Origin of the sequence: Enterobacter sp. A8, from assembly GCF_004296595.1 — a bacterium.
GTDB classification, from domain to species: domain Bacteria; phylum Pseudomonadota; class Gammaproteobacteria; order Enterobacterales; family Enterobacteriaceae; genus Enterobacter; species Enterobacter cloacae.
Map to the genome: position 1 here is coordinate 734,984 of NZ_SCMF01000001.1, position 18,429 is coordinate 753,412.

At 52.4% G+C, this 18,429-nt stretch carries 18 protein-coding genes and 1 pseudogene; 9 read left to right on the forward strand and 10 right to left on the reverse strand.

Annotated elements, in window-relative coordinates; all coding sequences use genetic code 11:
• Window positions 1-133: 133 nt before the first annotated feature.
• From pspD to pspA, 4 genes are read right to left on the reverse strand one after another with little or no spacing between them, the layout of a single operon-like run.
• Window positions 134-355 carry a phage shock protein PspD gene (gene pspD / locus EQV24_RS03450; RefSeq protein ID WP_013096406.1) on the reverse strand — a complete coding sequence of 74 codons (222 nt, stop codon included), beginning with the start codon at window positions 353-355 and terminating at the stop codon, window positions 134-136.
• Between the two features lie 12 nt (window positions 356-367).
• Complete coding sequence (gene pspC, locus EQV24_RS03455) at window positions 368-727, reverse strand: envelope stress response membrane protein PspC (RefSeq protein ID WP_013096405.1); 360 nt, start codon at window positions 725-727, stop codon at window positions 368-370.
• Window positions 727-951, reverse strand: a complete 225-nt coding sequence (pspB, locus tag EQV24_RS03460) for an envelope stress response membrane protein PspB (RefSeq protein WP_013096404.1) — start codon at window positions 949-951, stop codon at window positions 727-729. Before pspB ends, pspC begins: the two co-directional genes overlap by 1 nt.
• 54 nt (window positions 952-1,005) lie before the next feature.
• Window positions 1,006-1,674, reverse strand: coding sequence for a phage shock protein PspA (gene pspA / locus EQV24_RS03465; protein ID WP_013096403.1), 669 nt, complete (start codon window positions 1,672-1,674; stop codon window positions 1,006-1,008).
• Window positions 1,675-1,840: 166 nt separating this feature from the next.
• Here pspA and pspF point away from each other — a divergent pair, with 166 nt between their 5' ends.
• Window positions 1,841-2,818: a phage shock protein operon transcriptional activator gene (gene pspF / locus EQV24_RS03470; RefSeq protein WP_130626190.1), complete on the forward strand. Its 978-nt coding sequence runs from the start codon at window positions 1,841-1,843 to the stop codon at window positions 2,816-2,818.
• A gap of 56 nt (window positions 2,819-2,874) precedes the next feature.
• Here pspF and EQV24_RS03475 read toward each other — a convergent pair whose 3' ends face one another.
• From EQV24_RS03475 to EQV24_RS03490, 4 genes are read right to left on the reverse strand one after another with little or no spacing between them, the layout of a single operon-like run.
• Window positions 2,875-4,608, reverse strand: a complete 1,734-nt coding sequence (locus EQV24_RS03475; protein ID WP_023622385.1) for a lipase — start codon at window positions 4,606-4,608, stop codon at window positions 2,875-2,877.
• Window positions 4,609-4,635: 27 nt separating this feature from the next.
• The gene (locus EQV24_RS03480) at window positions 4,636-5,994 is read right to left on the reverse strand and encodes a TolC family outer membrane protein (protein WP_130626191.1); all 1,359 of its coding nucleotides are present in this window, start codon (window positions 5,992-5,994) and stop codon (window positions 4,636-4,638) included.
• A 2-nt stretch (window positions 5,995-5,996) separates the two neighbouring features.
• Window positions 5,997-7,310 carry an HlyD family type I secretion periplasmic adaptor subunit gene (locus EQV24_RS03485; RefSeq protein ID WP_013096399.1) on the reverse strand — a complete coding sequence of 438 codons (1,314 nt, stop codon included), beginning with the start codon at window positions 7,308-7,310 and terminating at the stop codon, window positions 5,997-5,999.
• Window positions 7,303-9,027: a type I secretion system permease/ATPase gene (locus tag EQV24_RS03490; protein ID WP_279388620.1), complete on the reverse strand. Its 1,725-nt coding sequence runs from the start codon at window positions 9,025-9,027 to the stop codon at window positions 7,303-7,305. Before EQV24_RS03490 ends, EQV24_RS03485 begins: the two co-directional genes overlap by 8 nt.
• 463 nt (window positions 9,028-9,490) lie before the next feature.
• Between EQV24_RS03490 and EQV24_RS23785 the strand changes: the two are divergent.
• From EQV24_RS23785 to sapF, 6 genes and pseudogenes are all read left to right on the forward strand, one after another.
• Window positions 9,491-9,709 (forward strand): annotated as a pseudogene (locus tag EQV24_RS23785) (hypothetical protein); the annotation flags it as partial.
• A gap of 20 nt (window positions 9,710-9,729) precedes the next feature.
• Window positions 9,730-11,370, forward strand: coding sequence for an ABC transporter substrate-binding protein SapA (sapA, locus tag EQV24_RS03500; protein ID WP_038419595.1), 1,641 nt, complete (start codon window positions 9,730-9,732; stop codon window positions 11,368-11,370).
• A complete protein-coding gene (gene sapB / locus EQV24_RS03505) occupies window positions 11,367-12,332 on the forward strand; it encodes a putrescine export ABC transporter permease SapB (protein WP_013096396.1) in 966 nt (321 codons plus the stop codon). Before sapA ends, sapB begins: the two co-directional genes overlap by 4 nt.
• A complete protein-coding gene (gene sapC / locus EQV24_RS03510) occupies window positions 12,319-13,209 on the forward strand; it encodes a putrescine export ABC transporter permease SapC (protein ID WP_020690956.1) in 891 nt (296 codons plus the stop codon). Before sapB ends, sapC begins: the two co-directional genes overlap by 14 nt.
• Complete coding sequence (sapD, locus tag EQV24_RS03515; protein WP_013096394.1) at window positions 13,209-14,201, forward strand: peptide ABC transporter ATP-binding protein SapD; 993 nt, start codon at window positions 13,209-13,211, stop codon at window positions 14,199-14,201. Before sapC ends, sapD begins: the two co-directional genes overlap by 1 nt.
• Window position 14,202: 1 nt before the next feature.
• Window positions 14,203-15,009 (forward strand): putrescine export ABC transporter ATP-binding protein SapF, encoded by an 807-nt coding sequence (gene sapF, locus EQV24_RS03520; protein ID WP_013096393.1) that lies wholly within the window; start codon window positions 14,203-14,205, stop codon window positions 15,007-15,009.
• 9 nt (window positions 15,010-15,018) lie between these two features.
• On the opposite strand, the gene EQV24_RS03525 is transcribed toward sapF, so the two are convergent.
• Window positions 15,019-15,609, reverse strand: a complete 591-nt coding sequence (locus tag EQV24_RS03525) for a TetR/AcrR family transcriptional regulator (protein ID WP_095907902.1) — start codon at window positions 15,607-15,609, stop codon at window positions 15,019-15,021.
• 134 nt (window positions 15,610-15,743) lie between these two features.
• On the opposite strand from EQV24_RS03525, the gene EQV24_RS03530 reads away from it, so the two are divergent.
• Entirely contained in the window at window positions 15,744-16,145 is a 402-nt protein-coding gene (locus EQV24_RS03530) for a RidA family protein (protein WP_058681309.1), read from the forward strand.
• 61 nt (window positions 16,146-16,206) lie between these two features.
• Window positions 16,207-17,031: a helix-turn-helix transcriptional regulator gene (locus tag EQV24_RS03535; protein ID WP_058681310.1), complete on the forward strand. Its 825-nt coding sequence runs from the start codon at window positions 16,207-16,209 to the stop codon at window positions 17,029-17,031.
• 2 nt (window positions 17,032-17,033) lie between these two features.
• Here EQV24_RS03535 and EQV24_RS03540 read toward each other — a convergent pair whose 3' ends face one another.
• A complete protein-coding gene (locus tag EQV24_RS03540) occupies window positions 17,034-18,383 on the reverse strand; it encodes a GGDEF domain-containing protein (RefSeq protein WP_243649000.1) in 1,350 nt (449 codons plus the stop codon).
• Window positions 18,384-18,429 lie beyond the last annotated feature (46 nt).

Below are 18,429 nucleotides of genomic sequence, written 5' to 3' on the forward strand. Positions count from 1 at the left end.
GTAAAAACGTCTTCTCAAGGCAACTCAGCGCAGTAATGTGAGCTGCCGCAAAGAAAGACAGAAAAGGGAGAAAACGAAGAGAAATGCCAGCAGCCCTCCTCTCATAAGAGAAAGACTGCGGTATACATGGGGATCAGGATAAGTATCGACGGGAAAAACGTTTGGCCAGTTTTTGCAGCAGCGGCTCCAGCGCCACGGCCAGCAACAGTCTTACCGGCTTACGGGCAACAGATTTTATTGCCCAGCCAGCCACGCCTGCCGGACCATAACGTAACGCCGTCAGCAGGACCAGTTTACCTGCGATTTTCAGGCCGGGTTTTACCTTCTGACCGGCCTGTTGCCAGTTTTTGTTCATCTATGTTCTCTCTTAAAGCTGACGAAAACGACTTCTCAGCGTAAAGGTATCAGACGTGACGTAACGTTCCATTTCGCGCAACCGCTTTTCACCTGCGGCCAGTTCAGCATCCACCTGGTTCAGAATGTCACTACTGCTCGGTGCGCCTTCTGCAGCCAGTTCACCTTCCGGCATGGGGTCGAGCACAAACGACAATACGATGTACGCCACCAGAGTGATAAACGCCAGACCGAAGAAAATCGATAACACCGTTACCACGCGCACCAGCTTAACCGGTACATCCAGATAGTGGGCAAGCCCCGCACAGACGCCGCGAACCATGCCCTGCTGTGGGATCCGCCACAGCTTTTTATTCAGATTCAGTCCTGACATTAACGCTCCCTCCAGTTCGGGTGTTCCGCATCCAGGATAGCTTCCAGCGCCTGAATACGTTCACGCATCTTATTCGCCTGATCGGACAGCTGTACCAGACGTTGTTGCTCGCTCTGGGAAAGGGCGTCCCGTGAAGAACGGTTGCTGTAGTGCAGCCATAACCAAATCGGCAGCACGAACAGCACGAAAATGGTCAGGGGAATAGCGAGAAAAAGCGCGCTCATGTGTACTCCTTGTCGTACGATGCGTGGCGGCACGCTCAGGTGCCGCATGAATTATTATTGATTGTCTTGCTTCATTTTGGCTTTCAGGGCCGCCAGCTGCTCGCTGATTTCATCGTCGGCTTTCAGATCGGCGAACTGCTGATCGAGCGATTTTTGCTTACCGATGCTGTGGCTTTCCGCTTCCGCTTCCATCTGATCGATACGACGTTCGAAGGACTCAAAACGCGCCATTGCTTCATCAAGCTTACCGCTGTCCAGCTGACGGCGTACATCGCGGGAAGAGTTTGCCGCCTGGTGACGCAGCGTAAGTGCCTGCTGACGCGCACGGGTTTCGCTCAGCTTGTTCTCAAGCTCGCCAATCTCTTTCTTCATACGGGTGAGCGTGTCGTCCACCAGCGTAACTTCATGTTCCAGCGCGGTAACCATATCCGCCAGTTTCTGTTTTTCAATCAGTGCGGCACGGGCCAGATCTTCTTTATCTTTACGCAGCGCCAGTTCGGCTTTTTCCTGCCATTCATTAAGCTGGGCGGTAGCCTGCTCAATACGGCGGGTTAACTGCTTTTTCTCAGCCAGCGCACGGGCGGAGGTAGAACGCACTTCAACCAGTGTATCTTCCATTTCCTGAATCATCAGACGCACCAGCTTTTGCGGATCTTCCGCTTTCTCAAGCAGCGAGTTGATGTTGGCGTTCACGATGTCGGCAAAACGAGAAAAAATACCCATAATTCAATCCTCACATTTCTGTTATCGGGCGATGCCCTGCTGTACAGATAATACAATTCCCGTGCCAACTTTTTATCTTATTGATTTCACTGAATGTGATTGATTTTCGCTCACTGTGGAACTAAGCTCACCTGGTGAATCTCACTAAGGAGTGGTTAATTTCATCATGGCTGAATATAAAGACAATTTACTCGGTGAGGCTAACAGCTTTCTCGAAGTGCTGGAGCAGGTTTCACGCCTCGCCCCTCTCAACAAACCGGTGCTGATTATCGGTGAGCGCGGCACGGGCAAGGAGCTGATCGCCAACCGACTCCACTATCTGTCCGGGCGCTGGGATGGTCCTTTTATTTCGCTTAACTGCGCCGCGCTGAATGAGAACCTGCTGGATACCGAGCTGTTCGGCCATGAAGCGGGAGCCTTTACCGGGGCGCAAAAGCGCCATCCTGGCCGTTTCGAGCGTGCCGACGGCGGCACCCTGTTCCTCGACGAACTGGCCACCGCGCCAATGCTGGTACAGGAAAAATTGTTGCGCGTCATTGAATATGGCGAGCTGGAACGCGTCGGCGGCAGCCAGCCGCTACAGGTTAACGTGCGTCTGGTCTGTGCGACAAATGCCAACCTGCCGGAAATGGTGGCTGAGGATAAATTTCGCGCCGACCTGCTCGACCGCCTCGCTTTTGACGTCGTCCAGCTTCCACCGCTGCGTGAACGGCGCAGCGATATTATGCTGCTGGCGGAACAGTTTGCCATTCAGATGTGCCGTGAGCTGGGTCTGCCGCTCTTTCCGGGCTTTAGCGATAATGCCCGGGAGACGCTGCTTAACTACCCCTGGCCGGGGAATATTCGCGAGCTGAAGAACGTCGTCGAACGCTCTGTCTACCGTCACGGCAGCAGCGAAACGGAACTGGACAACATTATTCTCGATCCTTTTCAGCATAACGCGCCATCTGTTACCGCCCCGGCGAGTTCGAACGATGGGCCCTCACTCCCGCTCGATCTGCGCCAGTTTCAGCATAAGCAGGAACAACAGCTACTGGAGCAGAGCCTGAGGATGGCAAAATATAACCAGAAAGGAGCAGCTGAACTGTTGGGGCTGACCTACCACCAGTTAAGGGCATTGCTCAAAAAGCACCAGATGCGCTGACGGGCAGGACCATTCTGCTGGGATTTATCCCCGCGAGGTTCCCGCGGGGATAAGAGTTATGCTACCGCAATATGCATCTGCGAAAGCATATCGGTATTCACACCGACCAGCGTGACGCTGCTGTCACCGTAGGTGAGTAAGGCATTATCACCTTCAAACGACAGATGGTTGAGATAGCTGTCATTATCGGCAATGTTCTGGTTAGCCATAAAGATCAGGCTGTCGCTGGCGGAGAGGTTATAGACCGTGTCATGACCAAAATCACCATAGAAGAGAAGCGTGTTTTCGCTGCCGTTAAGGTGGATGGCGTCATCGGCATACCCGGAAACCACATTGTTATTGTTCCCGTTTACGCTGATCTCACTGTCATTGGCCCCTGAATAGAACCAGCTGTCATTACTGGCAGTCGAGATAGTGAAGCTGTTCTCTGTATCGGCGTAATAGCTTTTCGCATACGCGATTGAGCCACTGTCACCTTCTAAGCCATAATCCGTGACCTGCCATGTCGCGTTCTGGTTGATGTTAATACCAAACAGGCTGAACAAGGTGTGGTCTGCGTTAACGTAATGGATATCTTCCGCCCGTGTAATATCGCCGGTGGAATATTTAAAGTACAGCGTCCCTTCTGCATCGTGGCTAAACGTAAAATCGGCAATATGACATTCCGTTACGTAGGTGTTAGTCCCTGCGCCACCATAAATAACGTTGTAGCCGCTGTGATCTTTAAAACTGTCATCTCCCCCACCACCGCAGAGATAATCGTTACCCTTCCCGCCTTGTAATAAATCATTTGTTTCGGTACCAATAATAAATGTTGATCCCACATGCGTTACGGATTTATTGAGATCCGAAACCCAGGTCGTGGAACGGTATGCTTCAGAAAGATTAGAAACAATGATATTGGAATTTTGATGGGTGAAATCATAGATTTCAGAATCCATAATTCGTAATGCACCGTCCGTATAGCCCTGACCGGAGTGCCCGGCCCAGGACGCCATATTCGCGATCGAAAAGATCTTACAATCGTTGGTCAGGCCGGCATAGTAATCATTAAAGGAGACGATGTTGTTGGTGCAGGTTTCAAGCGGCGTGTCGTGGTTAAATAAACTGTCCAGCGTCAAGCTGTGGCCCGTTAACACACGAAATACCGGATCGTTCTCATAACCAATATTAAGCACTTTGTCATCGGCCAGGTTTTGAGTCGGAGAGGCGAATGCGACGTAGCTTGCGTCCTCAAAGAAACCACCCCACTGGCCCTGTGCGGACAGGGTTGCCATGCTGTTAACAGCCAGTCCGCCAAGACTATGTCCGGTAATGATGATGTCATTACCGGTCAGGCCATTTGCCGTGGCAAACGCGGCCACCGAACTCATGAGGTTTTTATACGCGTTGAGAACATAGTTATCCGCATAGCCGTCGACCAGTGCAGATAATACGTCGCTGACGGTATCCATCGCGGTATTGATGGTATGCTGAAGTGAAGGCGCGCTGGCGTAAGTGCCCGTCCCCCAGAAGCTAATGCCTATATTGACCAGCTTGCCATTGGCGTCATATTTTCCCATAACGTTGCATTCGGCACTGGTTTCAAGAAGACTTTCGCCATAAAAAGCACCATAGGGATTAGTACAGCCGCTGTAGTTAAGCGTGGTCCCGTCTAATACTTTCCAGCCATTTTCTTCTGTATAGGTATAATCAGCATACGTGGCTGCACCAAAATTGATACTTTCAATGGTCAGTGCATCCTTAATAAGCTGCGTGTTTTTCTCGCCCTGATAATCGAATACAGGCATAGTCGTCCCTCTGTTTATTATCAACAATCATTGAGCAAAATACGAATCAAGTAACATAACGTTATCATTGTTTATTTCGCCCGTCTGCGCGAGCAAACTGACCCATGCCTTAATGACAGCATGTTTTTCTGCAGTAAGCTCAACTTTGGTTTTATAGAAAGATTGTTCTGCATTTAATAAATCGATATTCATGCGCTGACCAGCCTGAATGCTTTTTTTCGTCGCTTCAATCTGTCGCCTGGCGGCGTCCACCGCGGAAGCATAGGCAGCAAGGCGCTCTGACGCATGGAGGCATTTATTTAAGGATTTTTTAATTTCGCTGTAGGTCGCCAGCCGCTGTGCATCATGAAGATATTTTGCCTGCTCATAGCGGGCCGCTGCCTGACGCAGGGCCGCTGAAACGCCGCCCCCGGAAAAGAGATCCATGCTGACGCGCAGGCCTATGCTGTCGGTACGATATTTCTGATGAATGGTATTGTCGTTGCTTGAATCGTTCTCCGAATGCATCGCGTAAAGCTGTACCCGGGGAAGCGCGCCAGCGCGACTGCGTTCAATTTCATAGCGTTTTTCTTCCACGTTATGTCCGGCAGAAAGAATATCGGGATTATGCGCAGCCGCCTTTTGTTCCCAGTATCGATAGTCTCCTGATGCCAGCGGCAGCTTAAGCGGCTTTTCACCGAGTATCGGTAGCGCTGCCGTCTGCGAGAGATCCACGCCCACGATCGCTGATAACGCAACGTTAGCCGTATCCAGCGTATCGCGCGCCTCCACCTCATCCGCAATCGCCAGGCTGAGCGCAGAGGCGGTCTCGGTGACATCCGTTACTGCGCCCTCACCGGCCTCGAACTGTCGCTGAGCCTGCTTTTTCTGCTCTTCCAGCCCCTGACGATGCAGAGTCGCAAGCTGGAGCCGTTGATGCGCCTCGGTAAGATCCAGCCAGGCGGTAATGAAGCGGTTTTGCAGATCAATCAGACTGCTTCGGTAGCGTTCATCAGACTGCATTTTTTTGATAATGCCGATGCGATACCCCGCATAGGCATCGTAATCAAACAGCGGCTGAACAACGGTAACCGATCCCGAATAACTGTCATATTGTTGATGTTGCACCACCTCAGAACGCTCCCCCAACAAATTTGTCTGCTGGTACTGCTGCCGCTGCCAGTTACGCGGTGCGCGTTGATAGCTAACGCTGACTTTTGGCAGTAACCCGGCGCGACCGATGGGGATGTACTCTTCTCCGGCAAGCTGATCCTTCACGGCAGCGCGGTATTGCGGATCGTTGTCCAGCGCCATGAACCAGCCCTGAGTCAGTGTCAGCGCACCTGCTGAAAAGGACGTCATCAGCGCGAGCAGATACACAACAGGTATGAATTTTGCGGTAAGCATCTTTACTCCTCGATGAACGACCGCGATGCACGATCCACAATGGGTTTCAGCAGATAGCTCAACAGCGAGCGCTCTCCGGCTTTAATAAAGACCTCTACTGGCATACCCGGTTTAACCTCCTCGCTCTTTAGCTTTTTCATCCCCTCCGGCGTAACGGCGATCTGAATCTTGTAGTACGGCTGCTGGGTTGTGGGATCGGTCTGGCGATCCGCTGACACCAGCGATACCCGGGCCGGGATTTTCGGCGTGCTTTGCTGGTTGAAGGCGGTAAACATCAGGGTAACGGGCATGCCCTTATGGACTTTATCGATCAGGGCGACGTCAATTTGTGAGTCGATAATCAGGGGGGAGGCCTGCGGGACAATTTCCAGTAGCTGCTCGCCCGCACTCACCACCGCGCTGTCGCTGGCAAGCGCGAGGTTCATTACCACGCCATCCTGCGGTGCGACGACGCGGGTCAGGGAGAGATCGACACCAGAGAGCGTCAGCTGTTTTTTGCTCTCGCTGACCTGCAGGCGAAGCTGGTCAATTTGCGTTTCAATATCTTTCCGGTTGTCAATCAACCGCTGCTGCATGCCGCGTTTGAGCTGGGCGATCTGATTCCCTAACTCTACGATTTTGCTGCGGGTTTCACCCACCTCGCCCGCCAGAGACGCCGATTGCACCTGGATATCGAGATAGCGGTTACGGGGGAAATAGCCCTCTTCCATTAGTGGTTTCAGGTCTTTAAGTTGACGATTTAACAGTGCGAGCCCTTGCGCTTTCGTCTCGCAGGTTCTGGCAAGCGAATCGCGCTGGCGAGCCAGCCCTGCAATGGCCTGAGCGTCGTTTTCCTGGGCATTTTTCAGCGCTTCCTGCCGGGCATGCATAAGCTGGCGTTGCTGAGCCACTATGGGCTTGATCGCATCCCGCAGGGCTTCGTCTTCTGTCTCAGGGGGTAAGGTCAGCGTTTGCATGCCCGCCAGCTCAGACTGAAGGCGGCTTTCAGCAATGAGCGACGTCAGATAATGCTGGCGCGCAGCGGAGAGTTGGGCGAGCGTCGATTGCTGGCTGAGCAGCACCAGCAGATCGCCTTTATGTACCGTCTGCCCCTCTCTGACGGCGATGCTTGTCACCACACCGCCTGTGGGTGCCTGAACGGCCTTACGGTAGCCGTCCACCACCACGGTTCCGGTGGAAACAACACCTTTATCCAGCGGCGCCAGTGCCGCCCAGAGCAAGAAAGATCCCAGACCTGCCAGCAACACTACCCAGCCAAGGCGGACAAACGGAACGACGTCAACAAGGGGCGTCTTCTGCGCATCGCTATTATGCATGGGCTTTTCCTTGTTCAGCAGGGACGCTGTGTGTCTTATTTACCGGGCGAACTGACTGCTGTAAGAGTTGTGCCGTTGGGCCATAAAGCTTGGTTTTTCCGCCTTCCAGGACGAGCAAATGGCTGGTCAGCGGCAATATTCCCGGACGATGAGAAATGATGACAACGCTTTTTTTCTGCTGCCGGAGCTGCCGGATAACCTGCTGCAAAGCCTGCTCACCCGATTCATCGAGGTGAGCGTTGGGCTCATCAAGGATCACCAGTGCCGGATTGCCGTACAGCGCCCGGGCCAGGCCAATGCGCTGTTTTTGCCCACCCGACAGGGCCATACCCTGCTCGCCAGTCAAGGTGTTATACCCGTCAGGCATACGCAAAATCATGTCGTGGATCCCGGCCAGCTTTGCCGTGGCGATCAGTTGCGTTGAATCAATCTCACCAAACTGGGCAATATTCTCAGCGAGGGTTCCCGTGAAAAGCGTAACGTCCTGCGGCAAGTAGCCGATTCCGGGACCCGGCGTCTGCTTCTGCCACTGGTAAATATCTGCCCCATCCAGCCTGACATCCCCCTCTCCGGCAGGCCAGACACCGCACAACACTCTGGCGAGACAGGATTTCCCCGATGCACTGGCTCCCACAATTCCCAGCACCTCACCCGGGTTCACCCGCAGAGTGATGTTTTGCAGTATGGGCTGCCGGGGGTTTCCCGGAGGGAAAACGGTGACATTCTCCACCGTGAGCACTCCCTGCGCAGCCGGCAGGCGTATGCTCTCCTGCGCCGGGGGAAAGTCTCCCGTCAGACGAACCACGCGTTCCCATGCCAGACGAGCTGACCGGTAGCCTTTCGACACGCTGATGAGTTGTTCCACCGGTGACAGCGCTCTTCCGAGCAAAATTGAGCCCGCGATCATCATGCCCGGCGAGATGTCTCCCAGAATCGCCAGCCAGCAGCCCAGCCCCAACATCAGGGACTGAAGCGCCATGCGTACGGTTTTGGTGACGGCAGACATCAATACAGCGCGTTCACTGGCCGCACTCTGGCAATAAAGGAACTGTTGATGTCCGAGCCACCAGCGCGCCTTAACGTTATCAGTCATCCCCAGGGCATGCAGCGTCTCAGCAGATTGTAAGGAGCTGTTAGCCTGGTGATTTGAGATCAAGGCATACCCCCCCGCTTCATTCAAAAGCTGACGCGTCGTTTTTTCGTTAATAAACGCCAGGGCCAGCAGCAGACATGCGCCTGAAAGCGAGAACACCCCGAGCCAGGTGTTAAAAAGAAAAATAACGCCGAGGTAAACGGGAAACCAAATGGAATCAAAAACCGCAAATAACGCCGGGCCGGTAACAAACTGGCGTATAACGGTGAGGTCGCTGATAGCCTGCCCGGCATTCGGGCTGTGCTTAACGAGATTACTTTCACATGCAGCGATATAGAGTGCAGGCGAAAGCGCATTATCAAATTGATTACCCAATCGGATGATGACGATGCCACGCGCGTAATCAAGGAGTGCCATGACGGCAAACATAAATAACACCAGCAGCGTCAACATAAAAAGCGTTGTGGTATTCCCGGATGACAGCGCGCGATCGTAAACCTGCAACATATAAATAGATGGTGCCAGCATCAGTATATTTATGACCGATGAGAAAAACGCAATCGTCACGAATATGCGCGTGCGAACGCGTGCAAAATTCTTAATTAGCCCCAAAGGTTCAATCATTCCCTAACTCTCTGATGTTTTGGTCACTTCTCATGCCATGAGAAAGACGCGAGACGTCCATGATGAAAAAGATTTAACATTAAATATAAAAAAGCAGACAATCAGGCGCAGTGCCGTTCGGTATGCCTCAACAGAAAACTGTAATTTTCTTAGATGTTATGATGATTCATTTTATTCTTTTTTTATTTCTCCCTACCAAATTGCAGGATCAGAGGGTCAGTATATAAATCAACATTACTCGTAACGCAACCATTAATTAAGCAAGTATGCGTTTAGTGAATATTTCTTATTGTAATACATCGACTCAATAATAATTCACGCCATCGCATCATGCTTGCACAGGATAAACAGCGCGCACTTTATTATAGGGGATTTATTGCCCACCCAATATCGCATCGCGAGGTAACGGGAAGATGTCTGTCGTGAGTTCCATCAGCCAATCACGCACGCAGTTGCTAACCGCATACAGTCTGTCGGGGCGAATCCTTCGTTTATAGCGAGTCATACAGGGCATGAAAATGCTAAGATGGTTTATGAGGTATATTCAAAGTGGAGAGTCGGTATGAACGCCGATCAGGTTGGTATGCTGAATGAGCGACTGCAAACGCTACTGCCCCAGGATGCCCTCAGGGATAAACGACACTGGATAATTTCGTTTAATATTAGTAAGATAGCCACTTAACATATCATACCTTAAAAATTATGCGTCTGGTTTTATCGTCCTTTTTTGCACTCAGTCTGTTCAGTAGCCAGGCCTTTGCTGCCCCCGAGCCAACTGAGCAGCCTGATATTCGTGACAGTGGCTTCGTCTACTGCGTCAGCGGACAGGTTGATACCTTCAACCCACAAAAAGCGGGTAGCGGCCTGATTGTGGATACTCTCGCCGCTCAGCTTTACGACCGTCTGCTTGATGTTGATCCGTACACCTACCGTCTGGTGCCGGAGCTGGCGGAAAGCTGGGAGGTGCTGGACAACGGCGCAACTTACCGTTTCCGTCTGCGTGATGACGTTGCGTTTCAGCATACGCCGTGGTTTACCCCCACGCGCAAGCTGAATGCAGACGATGTGGTCTTTACGTTCCAGCGTATCTTCAACCGCCATCACCCCTGGCATAACGTCAACGGGGGGAACTTCCCCTATTTCGACAGCCTGCAGTTTGCCGACACCGTTAAAAGCGTGCGCAAACTGGATAACCGGACGGTTGAATTTTCCCTGACGCGCCCGGATGCCTCTTTCCTCTGGCATCTGGCGACCCACTATGCGTCCGTCATGTCCGCTGAGTACGCGGCAAAGCTGAACAAGCAGGATCGTCAGGAGCTGCTTGACCGCCAGCCGGTCGGCACCGGTCCGTTCCAGCTGGCCGAATACCGCGCCGGGCAATATATTCGCCTGCAGCGCCACGAACACTTCTGGCGCGGCACGCCGCTGATGCCTCAGGTTGTGGTCGACCTCGGGTCTGGCGGTACAGGACGGCTCTCAAAGCTGCTGACCGGCGAATGTGATGTGCTGGCCTGGCCTGCCGCCAGCCAGCTCACTATTTTACGCGACGATCCGCGCCTGCGCCTGACGCTGCGCCCGGGTATGAACATTGCCTATCTCGCTTTTAACACCGATAAGCCGCCGCTGAATAACCCGGCAGTTCGTCATGCGCTGGCGCTGGCCATTAACAACCAGCGTTTGATGCAGTCCATTTATTACGGCACCGCGGAAACCGCCGCCTCTATTCTACCGCGCGCCTCGTGGGCGTATGACGGTGAAGCCAAAATCACGGAATACAATCCGGCAAAAGCACGCGAACAGCTTAAAGCGTTGGGCGCTGAAAACCTGACGCTGCAGCTCTGGGTACCGACCAGCTCTCAGGCATGGAACCCTAGCCCGCTGAAAACCGCCGAGCTGCTGCAGGCCGATATGGCGCAGGTCGGTGTAAAAGTGATCATCGTTCCGGTTGAAGGGCGTTTCCAGGAAGCGCGCCTGATGGATATGAACCATGACCTTACGCTGACGGGCTGGGCGACTGACAGTAACGACCCGGACAGTTTCTTCCGTCCGTTGTTAAGCTGCGCGGCAATAAACTCACAGACCAACTACGCTCACTGGTGCAACCGCGAGTTTGACGCCGTTCTGCAAAAAGCGCTGGCGTCACAACAGCTCTCGTCACGCATTGATGCCTATGATGAAGCGCAAAAGATCCTCGCTAAGGAACTGCCCGTGCTGCCGCTGGCCTCTTCCCTGCGTCTGCAGGCCTATCGTTACGATATTAAAGGCCTGGTATTGAGCCCGTTTGGCAACGCCTCCTTCGCCGGGGTCGACCGTGAAAAAGAACAAGAGGTGAAAAAACCATGATCATTTTTACCTTGCGTCGACTCCTGTTACTGCTGGTGACGCTCTTTTTACTGACCTTCGTGGGCTTCAGCCTGAGCTACTTTACGCCGCACGCCCCGCTTCAGGGATCGTCGCTGTGGGATGCCTGGCTGTTCTGGTTCAACGGCCTGTTGCACTGGGATTTTGGCGTCTCCAGTATCAACGGACAGCTTATCTCTGAGCAGTTGAAAGACGTGTTCCCGGCCACGATGGAGCTCTGCATTCTGGCCTTCGGCTTTGCCCTGATGGTGGGCATTCCGGTGGGCATGCTGGCGGGGATTTATCGCAATAAATGGCAGGATAAATTTATCAGCGCCCTCGCCCTGCTCGGCTTTTCTATCCCGGTTTTCTGGCTGGCGCTGTTGCTGACGCTGTTCTTCTCTCTGACAATGGGCTGGCTGCCGGTTTCAGGCCGCTTTGACCTCCTCTACACGGTTAAATCGGTGACCGGTTTCGCCATTATTGATGCATGGCTCTCTGACTCCGTCTGGCGTCACGAAATGATCGTCAGCGCCCTGCGTCATATGGTGTTGCCGGTGCTAACGCTTGCGGTGGCGCCAACAACCGAAGTGATCCGCCTGATGCGCCTGAGCACCATGGAAGTGTTTGATCAGAACTACGTTAAAGCTGCGGCCACGCGCGGTCTCTCACGCCTGACTATCTTGCGTCGTCACGTACTGCATAACGCGCTCCCGCCGGTTATTCCGCGCCTTGGGCTGCAGTTTTCGACCATGCTGACCCTGGCGATGATCACCGAGATGGTCTTTAGCTGGCCAGGTCTGGGCCGGTGGCTGATTAACGCCATTCGTCAGCAGGATTACGCCGCCATTTCAGCAGGCGTCATGGTGATTGGTTCGCTGGTGATTATTGTTAACGTGATTTCCGATATTTTGGGTGCAATGGCCAACCCGTTGAAGCATAAGGAATGGTATGCCCTACGATAGCGTATACAGTGAAAAGCGCACGCCCGGTGCGCTACGTACCGTGTGGCGTAAATTCTATGGTGACACCACGGCAATGATCGGCCTGTACGGCTGTGCCGGTCTGGTCTTGCTGTGCGTATTTGGATCGTGGTTTGCGCCATACGGTATCGACCAGCAGTTCCTCGGCTATCAATTGTTGCCTCCGTCGTGGTCGCGCTATGGGGAGGTTTCCTTCTTCCTGGGCACCGACGATCTGGGCCGTGATGTGCTGAGCCGCCTGCTGAGCGGTGCCGCCCCAACGGTGGGTGGCGCGTTTGTGGTGACGCTCGCCGCCACAGTTTGCGGTCTGGCGCTGGGCATTTTTGCTGGCTCCACCCACGGTCTGCGCTCGGCGGTGCTGAATCACATTCTGGACACCCTGCTCTCTATCCCATCGCTGCTGCTGGCGATCATTGTGGTGGCCTTTGCCGGGCCGCACCTGACGCATGCCATGTTTGCCGTGTGGCTGGCAATCCTGCCCCGTATCGTTCGCTCTGTGTACAGCATGGTGCATGACGAACTGGAGAAAGAGTATGTTGTTGCTGCCCGTCTGGACGGTGCCACCACGCTGAATATTCTCTGGTTTGCCGTCCTGCCGAATATCGCAGCCGGGCTGGTCACCGAGATCACCCGCGCCCTGTCGATGGCGATACTGGATATCGCTGCGCTGGGTTTCCTCGATTTGGGTGCCCAGCTGCCGTCACCGGAATGGGGTGCGATGCTGGGCGATGCGCTGGAGCTTATCTACGTCGCCCCGTGGACAGTTATGTTACCGGGTGCGGCCATTATGGTCAGCGTGTTGCTGATTAACCTGCTGGGCGACGGTATTCGCCGCGCAATTAATGCGGGGGTACAATAATGCCGCTTCTTGATATCCGCAACCTCACCATCGAGTTTAAAACCGGTGAGGGCTGGGTTAAGGCTGTCGATCGAATCAGCATTACCCTTGCTGAAGGTGAAATTCGCGGGCTGGTGGGCGAATCCGGCTCCGGGAAAAGCCTCATCGCCAAAGCCATTTGTGGTGTAGCGAAGGACAACTGGCGCGTCACCGCCGACCGCATGCGTTTTGATGATATTGACCTGCTGCGCCTCTCTCCGCGCGAGCGTCGCAAGCTGGTCGGCCATAACGTCTCGATGATTTTCCAGGAGCCACAATCCTGCCTTGACCCGTCCGAGCGCGTAGGTAAGCAGCTGATGCAGAATATCCCCGGCTGGACTTATAAAGGCCGCTGGTGGCAGCGTTTCGGCTGGCGCAAACGCCGCGCCATTGAGCTGCTGCACCGCGTCGGGATCAAAGATCATAAAGACGCAATGCGCAGTTTCCCCTACGAACTCACCGACGGTGAATGCCAGAAAGTGATGATCGCCATCGCGCTGGCCAATCAGCCGCGTCTGTTGATTGCGGATGAACCAACGAACGCGATGGAGCCGACCACGCAGGCGCAGATATTCCGTCTGCTGACGCGGCTGAATCAGAATAACAACACCACCATTTTGCTGATCAGTCACGACCTGCAAATGCTCAGCAAATGGGCGGATAAAATTGATGTGATGTACTGTGGGCAAACGGTGGAAACCGCCCCCAGTGAAGATCTGATCACCACGCCGCACCATCCCTACACCCAGGCGCTGATTCGTGCGATCCCGGATTTTGGCAGCGCCATGCCGCACAAGAGCCGTCTGAACACGCTGCCGGGTGCGATCCCGCTTCTGGAATCATTGCCGATAGGCTGTCGTCTTGGGCCACGTTGCCCGTATGCTCAGCGTAAGTGTATTGAAACGCCGCGTCTGACGGGGGCGAAAAACCATCTTTACGCCTGTCATTTCCCGCTGAACATGGAGAGAGAGTGAAATGGTCGAAACCTTACTGGAAGTACGCAACCTGAGTAAGACCTTTCGCTACCGCACCGGGCTGTTCCATCGCCAGACCGTGGAAGCGGTGAAACCGCTGAGCTTTACGCTGCGCGAAAAGCAGACGCTGGCGATTATTGGCGAGAATGGTTCCGGCAAATCCACGCTGGCTAAGATGCTGGCGGGCATGGTTGAGCCAAGCGGCGGTGAAGTGCTGATTGACGATCATCCGCTGGCATTTGGCGATTACTCCTTCCGCAGCCAGCGCATCCGTATGATCTTCCAGGATCCCTCCACCTCGCTCAATCCGCGCCAGCGTATTTCGCAGATCCTGGATTTCCCGCTGCGGCTGAATACCGATCTGGAGCCTGACGCTCGCCGTAAACGTATCTTTGAAACCCTGCGTATGGTCGGACTGCTGCCCGATCACGAAAGTTACTATCCGCATATGCTGGCTCCGGGACAGAAGCAGCGTCTGGGGCTGGCGCGCGCCCTGATTTTGCGCCCGAAGGTGATTATTGCTGACGAAGCACTCGCCTCACTGGATATGTCGATGCGTTCGCAGTTAATTAACCTGATGCTGGAATTGCAGGAAAAACAGGGGATCTCTTATATCTACGTGACCCAACATCTTGGCATGATGAAACACATCAGCGACCAGGTGATGGTCATGCATCAGGGGGAAGTTGTCGAGCGCGGCAGCACGGCGGATGTGCTGGCCTCCCCACTCCACGATTTAACAAAACGCCTGATTGCCGGACATTTTGGTGAAGCGCTAACTGCTGATGCATGGAGAAAGGATCGTTAAAAATATCCCTTAGCTATTGCGTAACCCGCCAGCCAGAAGAGTGAATACCTCAATGGCATGGGGCAGCGTTTTCTGCGGGTCGTCACTCGCGGCAATGAGCAAGGCAGCATTCAGCGCAGCGCCATTCAGCAGATGGGCTGCGACTTTTGCATCAACCGGTTTAAGAACGTCGCATGCGATCATTTTTTCGATGGTGTGACGAGTCGACTCCAGGCAACTGTTCTGGCTAGGCCATTGCGCCGGATCGCCCAGAACAGCTGGACCATCAAGAAGAACGATACGCTGCACTTCCGGAACCAGCGCCATTTTGATATAAGCGACGCCTTCCGCCAGCAACCTCTCCCAGTCATTTTCCGCAGTGGAAGCAATGGCTTTCGCTTTTTCAGCCATTTCACTGTCTATCTGTGCGACTACAGCCGCCAGTAACCCTTTCTTATCGCTGAAATTATGGTACAGCGCACCGCGCGTTAAGCCCACGCTGGCAGTCAGTTCATCCATTGAGGCAGCGGCATATCCTTTTTCAGCAAACGCCTTACGGGCTGCCTGTATCATTTTTTCGCGATTTTCCTGTGCCGTCTCAGCACGACGTTTTGCAGCCATGGGGGTTCCTTGGTTAAGCAGCGTTTTCCATTTAACATACACGGCGTATGTGGATTACATTTTTTCACATACATCGCGTATGTTACTTCTACTTTGTCATCACGACAATAACCTCGACTATAAAAGGAAATGCTATGCACCCACGTGAACCTGTATTCCCGGCCAACCGTCATGCCCTCTATCAAGAGCATGGCTATTCTGCTGCCATCCGCTCGGGCGATTTGTTATTTGTTTCTGGCCAGGTCGGCAGCCGCAGCGATGGCACACCTGAGCCCGATTTCGCCGCTCAGGTACAGCTCGCATTTGATAACCTCCAGGCTACCCTTGCGGCCGCGGGATGTACCTTTGACGATATTATCGATGTAACGACATTTCACACCGACCCTGAAAACCAGTTTCCCGTCATTATGCAGGCGAAAAAAATGGCGTTCCCGCGTCCTCCTTACCCAAACTGGACTGCCATAGGCGTTAACTGGCTCGCTGGTTTTGATTTTGAAATTAAAGTTATTGCCAGAATCCCTTCGCCAGTCAATTAACTTCCGGCATAATTTGCCCAGCATGAAACTCATTTACCGTTAAGTAATAACTGACACGCCAATGAAAGACAGCATCAGAAGGTATATTCTCTCCTGGGTGGAGGAAAATAACTTTACTATTTTACATATTGATGACCTGGTTGCGGATATCGGATACAGCAGACGAACCATTGAAACCTGGTTTAAGGAGCACTATCAGCTCTCGTTAGGAGAATATATTCTCAGAAGAAGGCTGAGCCGTGCTGCTATTATGCTAAGGATGACTTCGATTCCGGTGACGGATATTGCTTATCTTTTCCATTACCAGAGTAGCCAGGGTTTTTCCAGAGCCTTTAAAAAAATGACCGGGCTGACACCCTCTGAGTACAGACGTGCCAGAGTGTGGAATTTTGATGTTTTACAGCCCTCTTTTTTATTAAGCGACCATCAAACTCCAGAACTCGAAATTTGTGAACTGAATGAAACATTTCTCTATACCCATCAAATTATCGAACATGATCATCTTTTTGATACCTCGGTCCATGATATTACTAAAAAAATCAAGAAACTGCTTATCGAAAATCGTCATGAGATTGATCGCATCACCCTTGTGCCTCGCCCACCCGAACGCTTAGGCAAAAGCCGATCTTATCTTGTTGAGGTCTTAATCTCGTATTCCTTACAAAGCGACACGACTGCAAAAAGAGGGACGTGCGTAGTAAAAGGAAAATACGCAAAAATGACCTTCAGCGGTAGCTGGGAGGGCTACAGCGCCTTTAACAAAATTGCCTTCGTTAAAGCAATGGTTAAAAAGCGTCTGGCGTTGCGCGAGGGCATTTATTTAATGCAGTTTAATTCTTACAGCGATGAGCATGTTAATTTTGACGTTTTTATCCCCATTTTATAAGCTCACCCACATTCTGCGTGTCTGCTTACGATTCTGTTTTTACCGTTGTGCTTGGCCTCATAGAGCGCCTCATCCACGTTACGAATAATATCGGTGCTGTTGAGGTTGCTCTGAATGGCTGAGCACACGCCGATACTCAGCGTCACCTCTGCAGGAAGCGCGTAAAGGTTACCCTGTCCGGTCCGGTGCTGGACATTATGGCGAATACGCTCGGCAACGGATACCGCCAGGCTCTCGTCAGTATTCGGTAGCAGAAGACCAAACTCCTCACCGCCCAGTCTGGCAAAAATATCCTTATCCCGGATACTGTCTTTGATAATATCCACCACCGCCAGAAGGACGCGATCCCCTACCGGATGACCCCAGGTATCATTAATAGACTTAAAGTTGTCAATATCCAGCATCATTATGCTCGTGCCTTTTTCTGTCCTGAGCATGCGGTTCCGTTGAAGCGCCTCATAAAAATACTTACGGTTGAAGATCTGCGTAAGCGGATCGCGATTAATTCGATCGCCAAAAATCTTTAACGTGCTGAATACGTGAAATAACAAGGTGAAAATAACAAATAATTTACTAAATACCTCTACTGTACGGCTAATATACCAGAGTGACATATTATACGTATCGAGCAGCAACAGGAAAAAATTGTAAATGATGGCGGAGAGACACACCACAATAATACTGTTCCACATGCCTGAAGACAGTCGCGTCACATAGGTCATATAGCAGAGTAAAAACGACCAGAGCGTGATCAGAACGTTAACGTACCGTACATCCCAGACGGGAGCATGCTGGTCACGACCATCTGCCGCTATCGTTAATGACAATGCAGGATGATAGCTGCTCATATAATGGGCCAGAACCGGGAACACAACCAGCGGAATAAATAATGTTAACGCCAGACTGAACTTATTAATCTGTCCTGACGACGAACGTGTTGTGATTTTTTCCACCCGAACGGCGAGCGCCAGTAAAAAGATAAAACTCAGTTGCCTGAAAAAATAGAATACAGCCGTGTCGTTTGTTTTTACCGCATTAGAAAAACCAGCGTGTTCAGGATATTGAATAATAACAATCGTTTCAATGAAATAGACCAAACCACTTAAAAACGCCATACTCAGAATCAATGAGGACAGGTGTGTTCTGTCAGACGCATACTGCATCTGGATAAAAATAAAGATGATGGTATCCAGAAAGAACAGCGCAATCATGACGATTAAATATGTGGTCATGGGTACTCTGAAGCCTGGATTATCATTCACGCAAAAAGAGTTTACCGCGATCATCAGTGCAAACAGAAATGCACCGGAAAGCATGATCATTTTCTCGGCCAACGTAATGTTATTTATCATCCTTCTTACCGCATAACTATAAAGACGCAAACCGCCCCCTGACCGG

What these genes read in the sequence shown, in the direction of transcription:
- pspD (WP_013096406.1), bottom strand. Translation starts at nt 355, where the DNA reads ATGAACAAAAACTGGCAACAGGCCGGTCAGAAGGTAAAACCCGGCCTG.
- sapF (WP_013096393.1), top strand. Translation starts at nt 14,203, where the DNA reads ATGGTCGAAACCTTACTGGAAGTACGCAACCTGAGTAAGACCTTTCGC.
- EQV24_RS03480 (WP_130626191.1), bottom strand. Translation starts at nt 5,994, where the DNA reads ATGCTTACCGCAAAATTCATACCTGTTGTGTATCTGCTCGCGCTGATG.
- EQV24_RS03535 (WP_058681310.1), top strand. Translation starts at nt 16,207, where the DNA reads ATGAAAGACAGCATCAGAAGGTATATTCTCTCCTGGGTGGAGGAAAAT.
- sapC (WP_020690956.1), top strand. Translation starts at nt 12,319, where the DNA reads ATGCCCTACGATAGCGTATACAGTGAAAAGCGCACGCCCGGTGCGCTA.
- EQV24_RS03525 (WP_095907902.1), bottom strand. Translation starts at nt 15,609, where the DNA reads ATGGCTGCAAAACGTCGTGCTGAGACGGCACAGGAAAATCGCGAAAAA.
- sapB (WP_013096396.1), top strand. Translation starts at nt 11,367, where the DNA reads ATGATCATTTTTACCTTGCGTCGACTCCTGTTACTGCTGGTGACGCTC.
- sapD (WP_013096394.1), top strand. Translation starts at nt 13,209, where the DNA reads ATGCCGCTTCTTGATATCCGCAACCTCACCATCGAGTTTAAAACCGGT.
- EQV24_RS03485 (WP_013096399.1), bottom strand. Translation starts at nt 7,310, where the DNA reads ATGCATAATAGCGATGCGCAGAAGACGCCCCTTGTTGACGTCGTTCCG.
- pspB (WP_013096404.1), bottom strand. Translation starts at nt 951, where the DNA reads ATGAGCGCGCTTTTTCTCGCTATTCCCCTGACCATTTTCGTGCTGTTC.
- EQV24_RS03540 (WP_243649000.1), bottom strand. Translation starts at nt 18,383, where the DNA reads ATGATAAATAACATTACGTTGGCCGAGAAAATGATCATGCTTTCCGGT.
- EQV24_RS03490 (WP_279388620.1), bottom strand. Translation starts at nt 9,027, where the DNA reads ATGATTGAACCTTTGGGGCTAATTAAGAATTTTGCACGCGTTCGCACG.
- pspF (WP_130626190.1), top strand. Translation starts at nt 1,841, where the DNA reads ATGGCTGAATATAAAGACAATTTACTCGGTGAGGCTAACAGCTTTCTC.
- EQV24_RS03530 (WP_058681309.1), top strand. Translation starts at nt 15,744, where the DNA reads ATGCACCCACGTGAACCTGTATTCCCGGCCAACCGTCATGCCCTCTAT.
- EQV24_RS03475 (WP_023622385.1), bottom strand. Translation starts at nt 4,608, where the DNA reads ATGCCTGTATTCGATTATCAGGGCGAGAAAAACACGCAGCTTATTAAG.
- pspA (WP_013096403.1), bottom strand. Translation starts at nt 1,674, where the DNA reads ATGGGTATTTTTTCTCGTTTTGCCGACATCGTGAACGCCAACATCAAC.
- pspC (WP_013096405.1), bottom strand. Translation starts at nt 727, where the DNA reads ATGTCAGGACTGAATCTGAATAAAAAGCTGTGGCGGATCCCACAGCAG.
- sapA (WP_038419595.1), top strand. Translation starts at nt 9,730, where the DNA reads ATGCGTCTGGTTTTATCGTCCTTTTTTGCACTCAGTCTGTTCAGTAGC.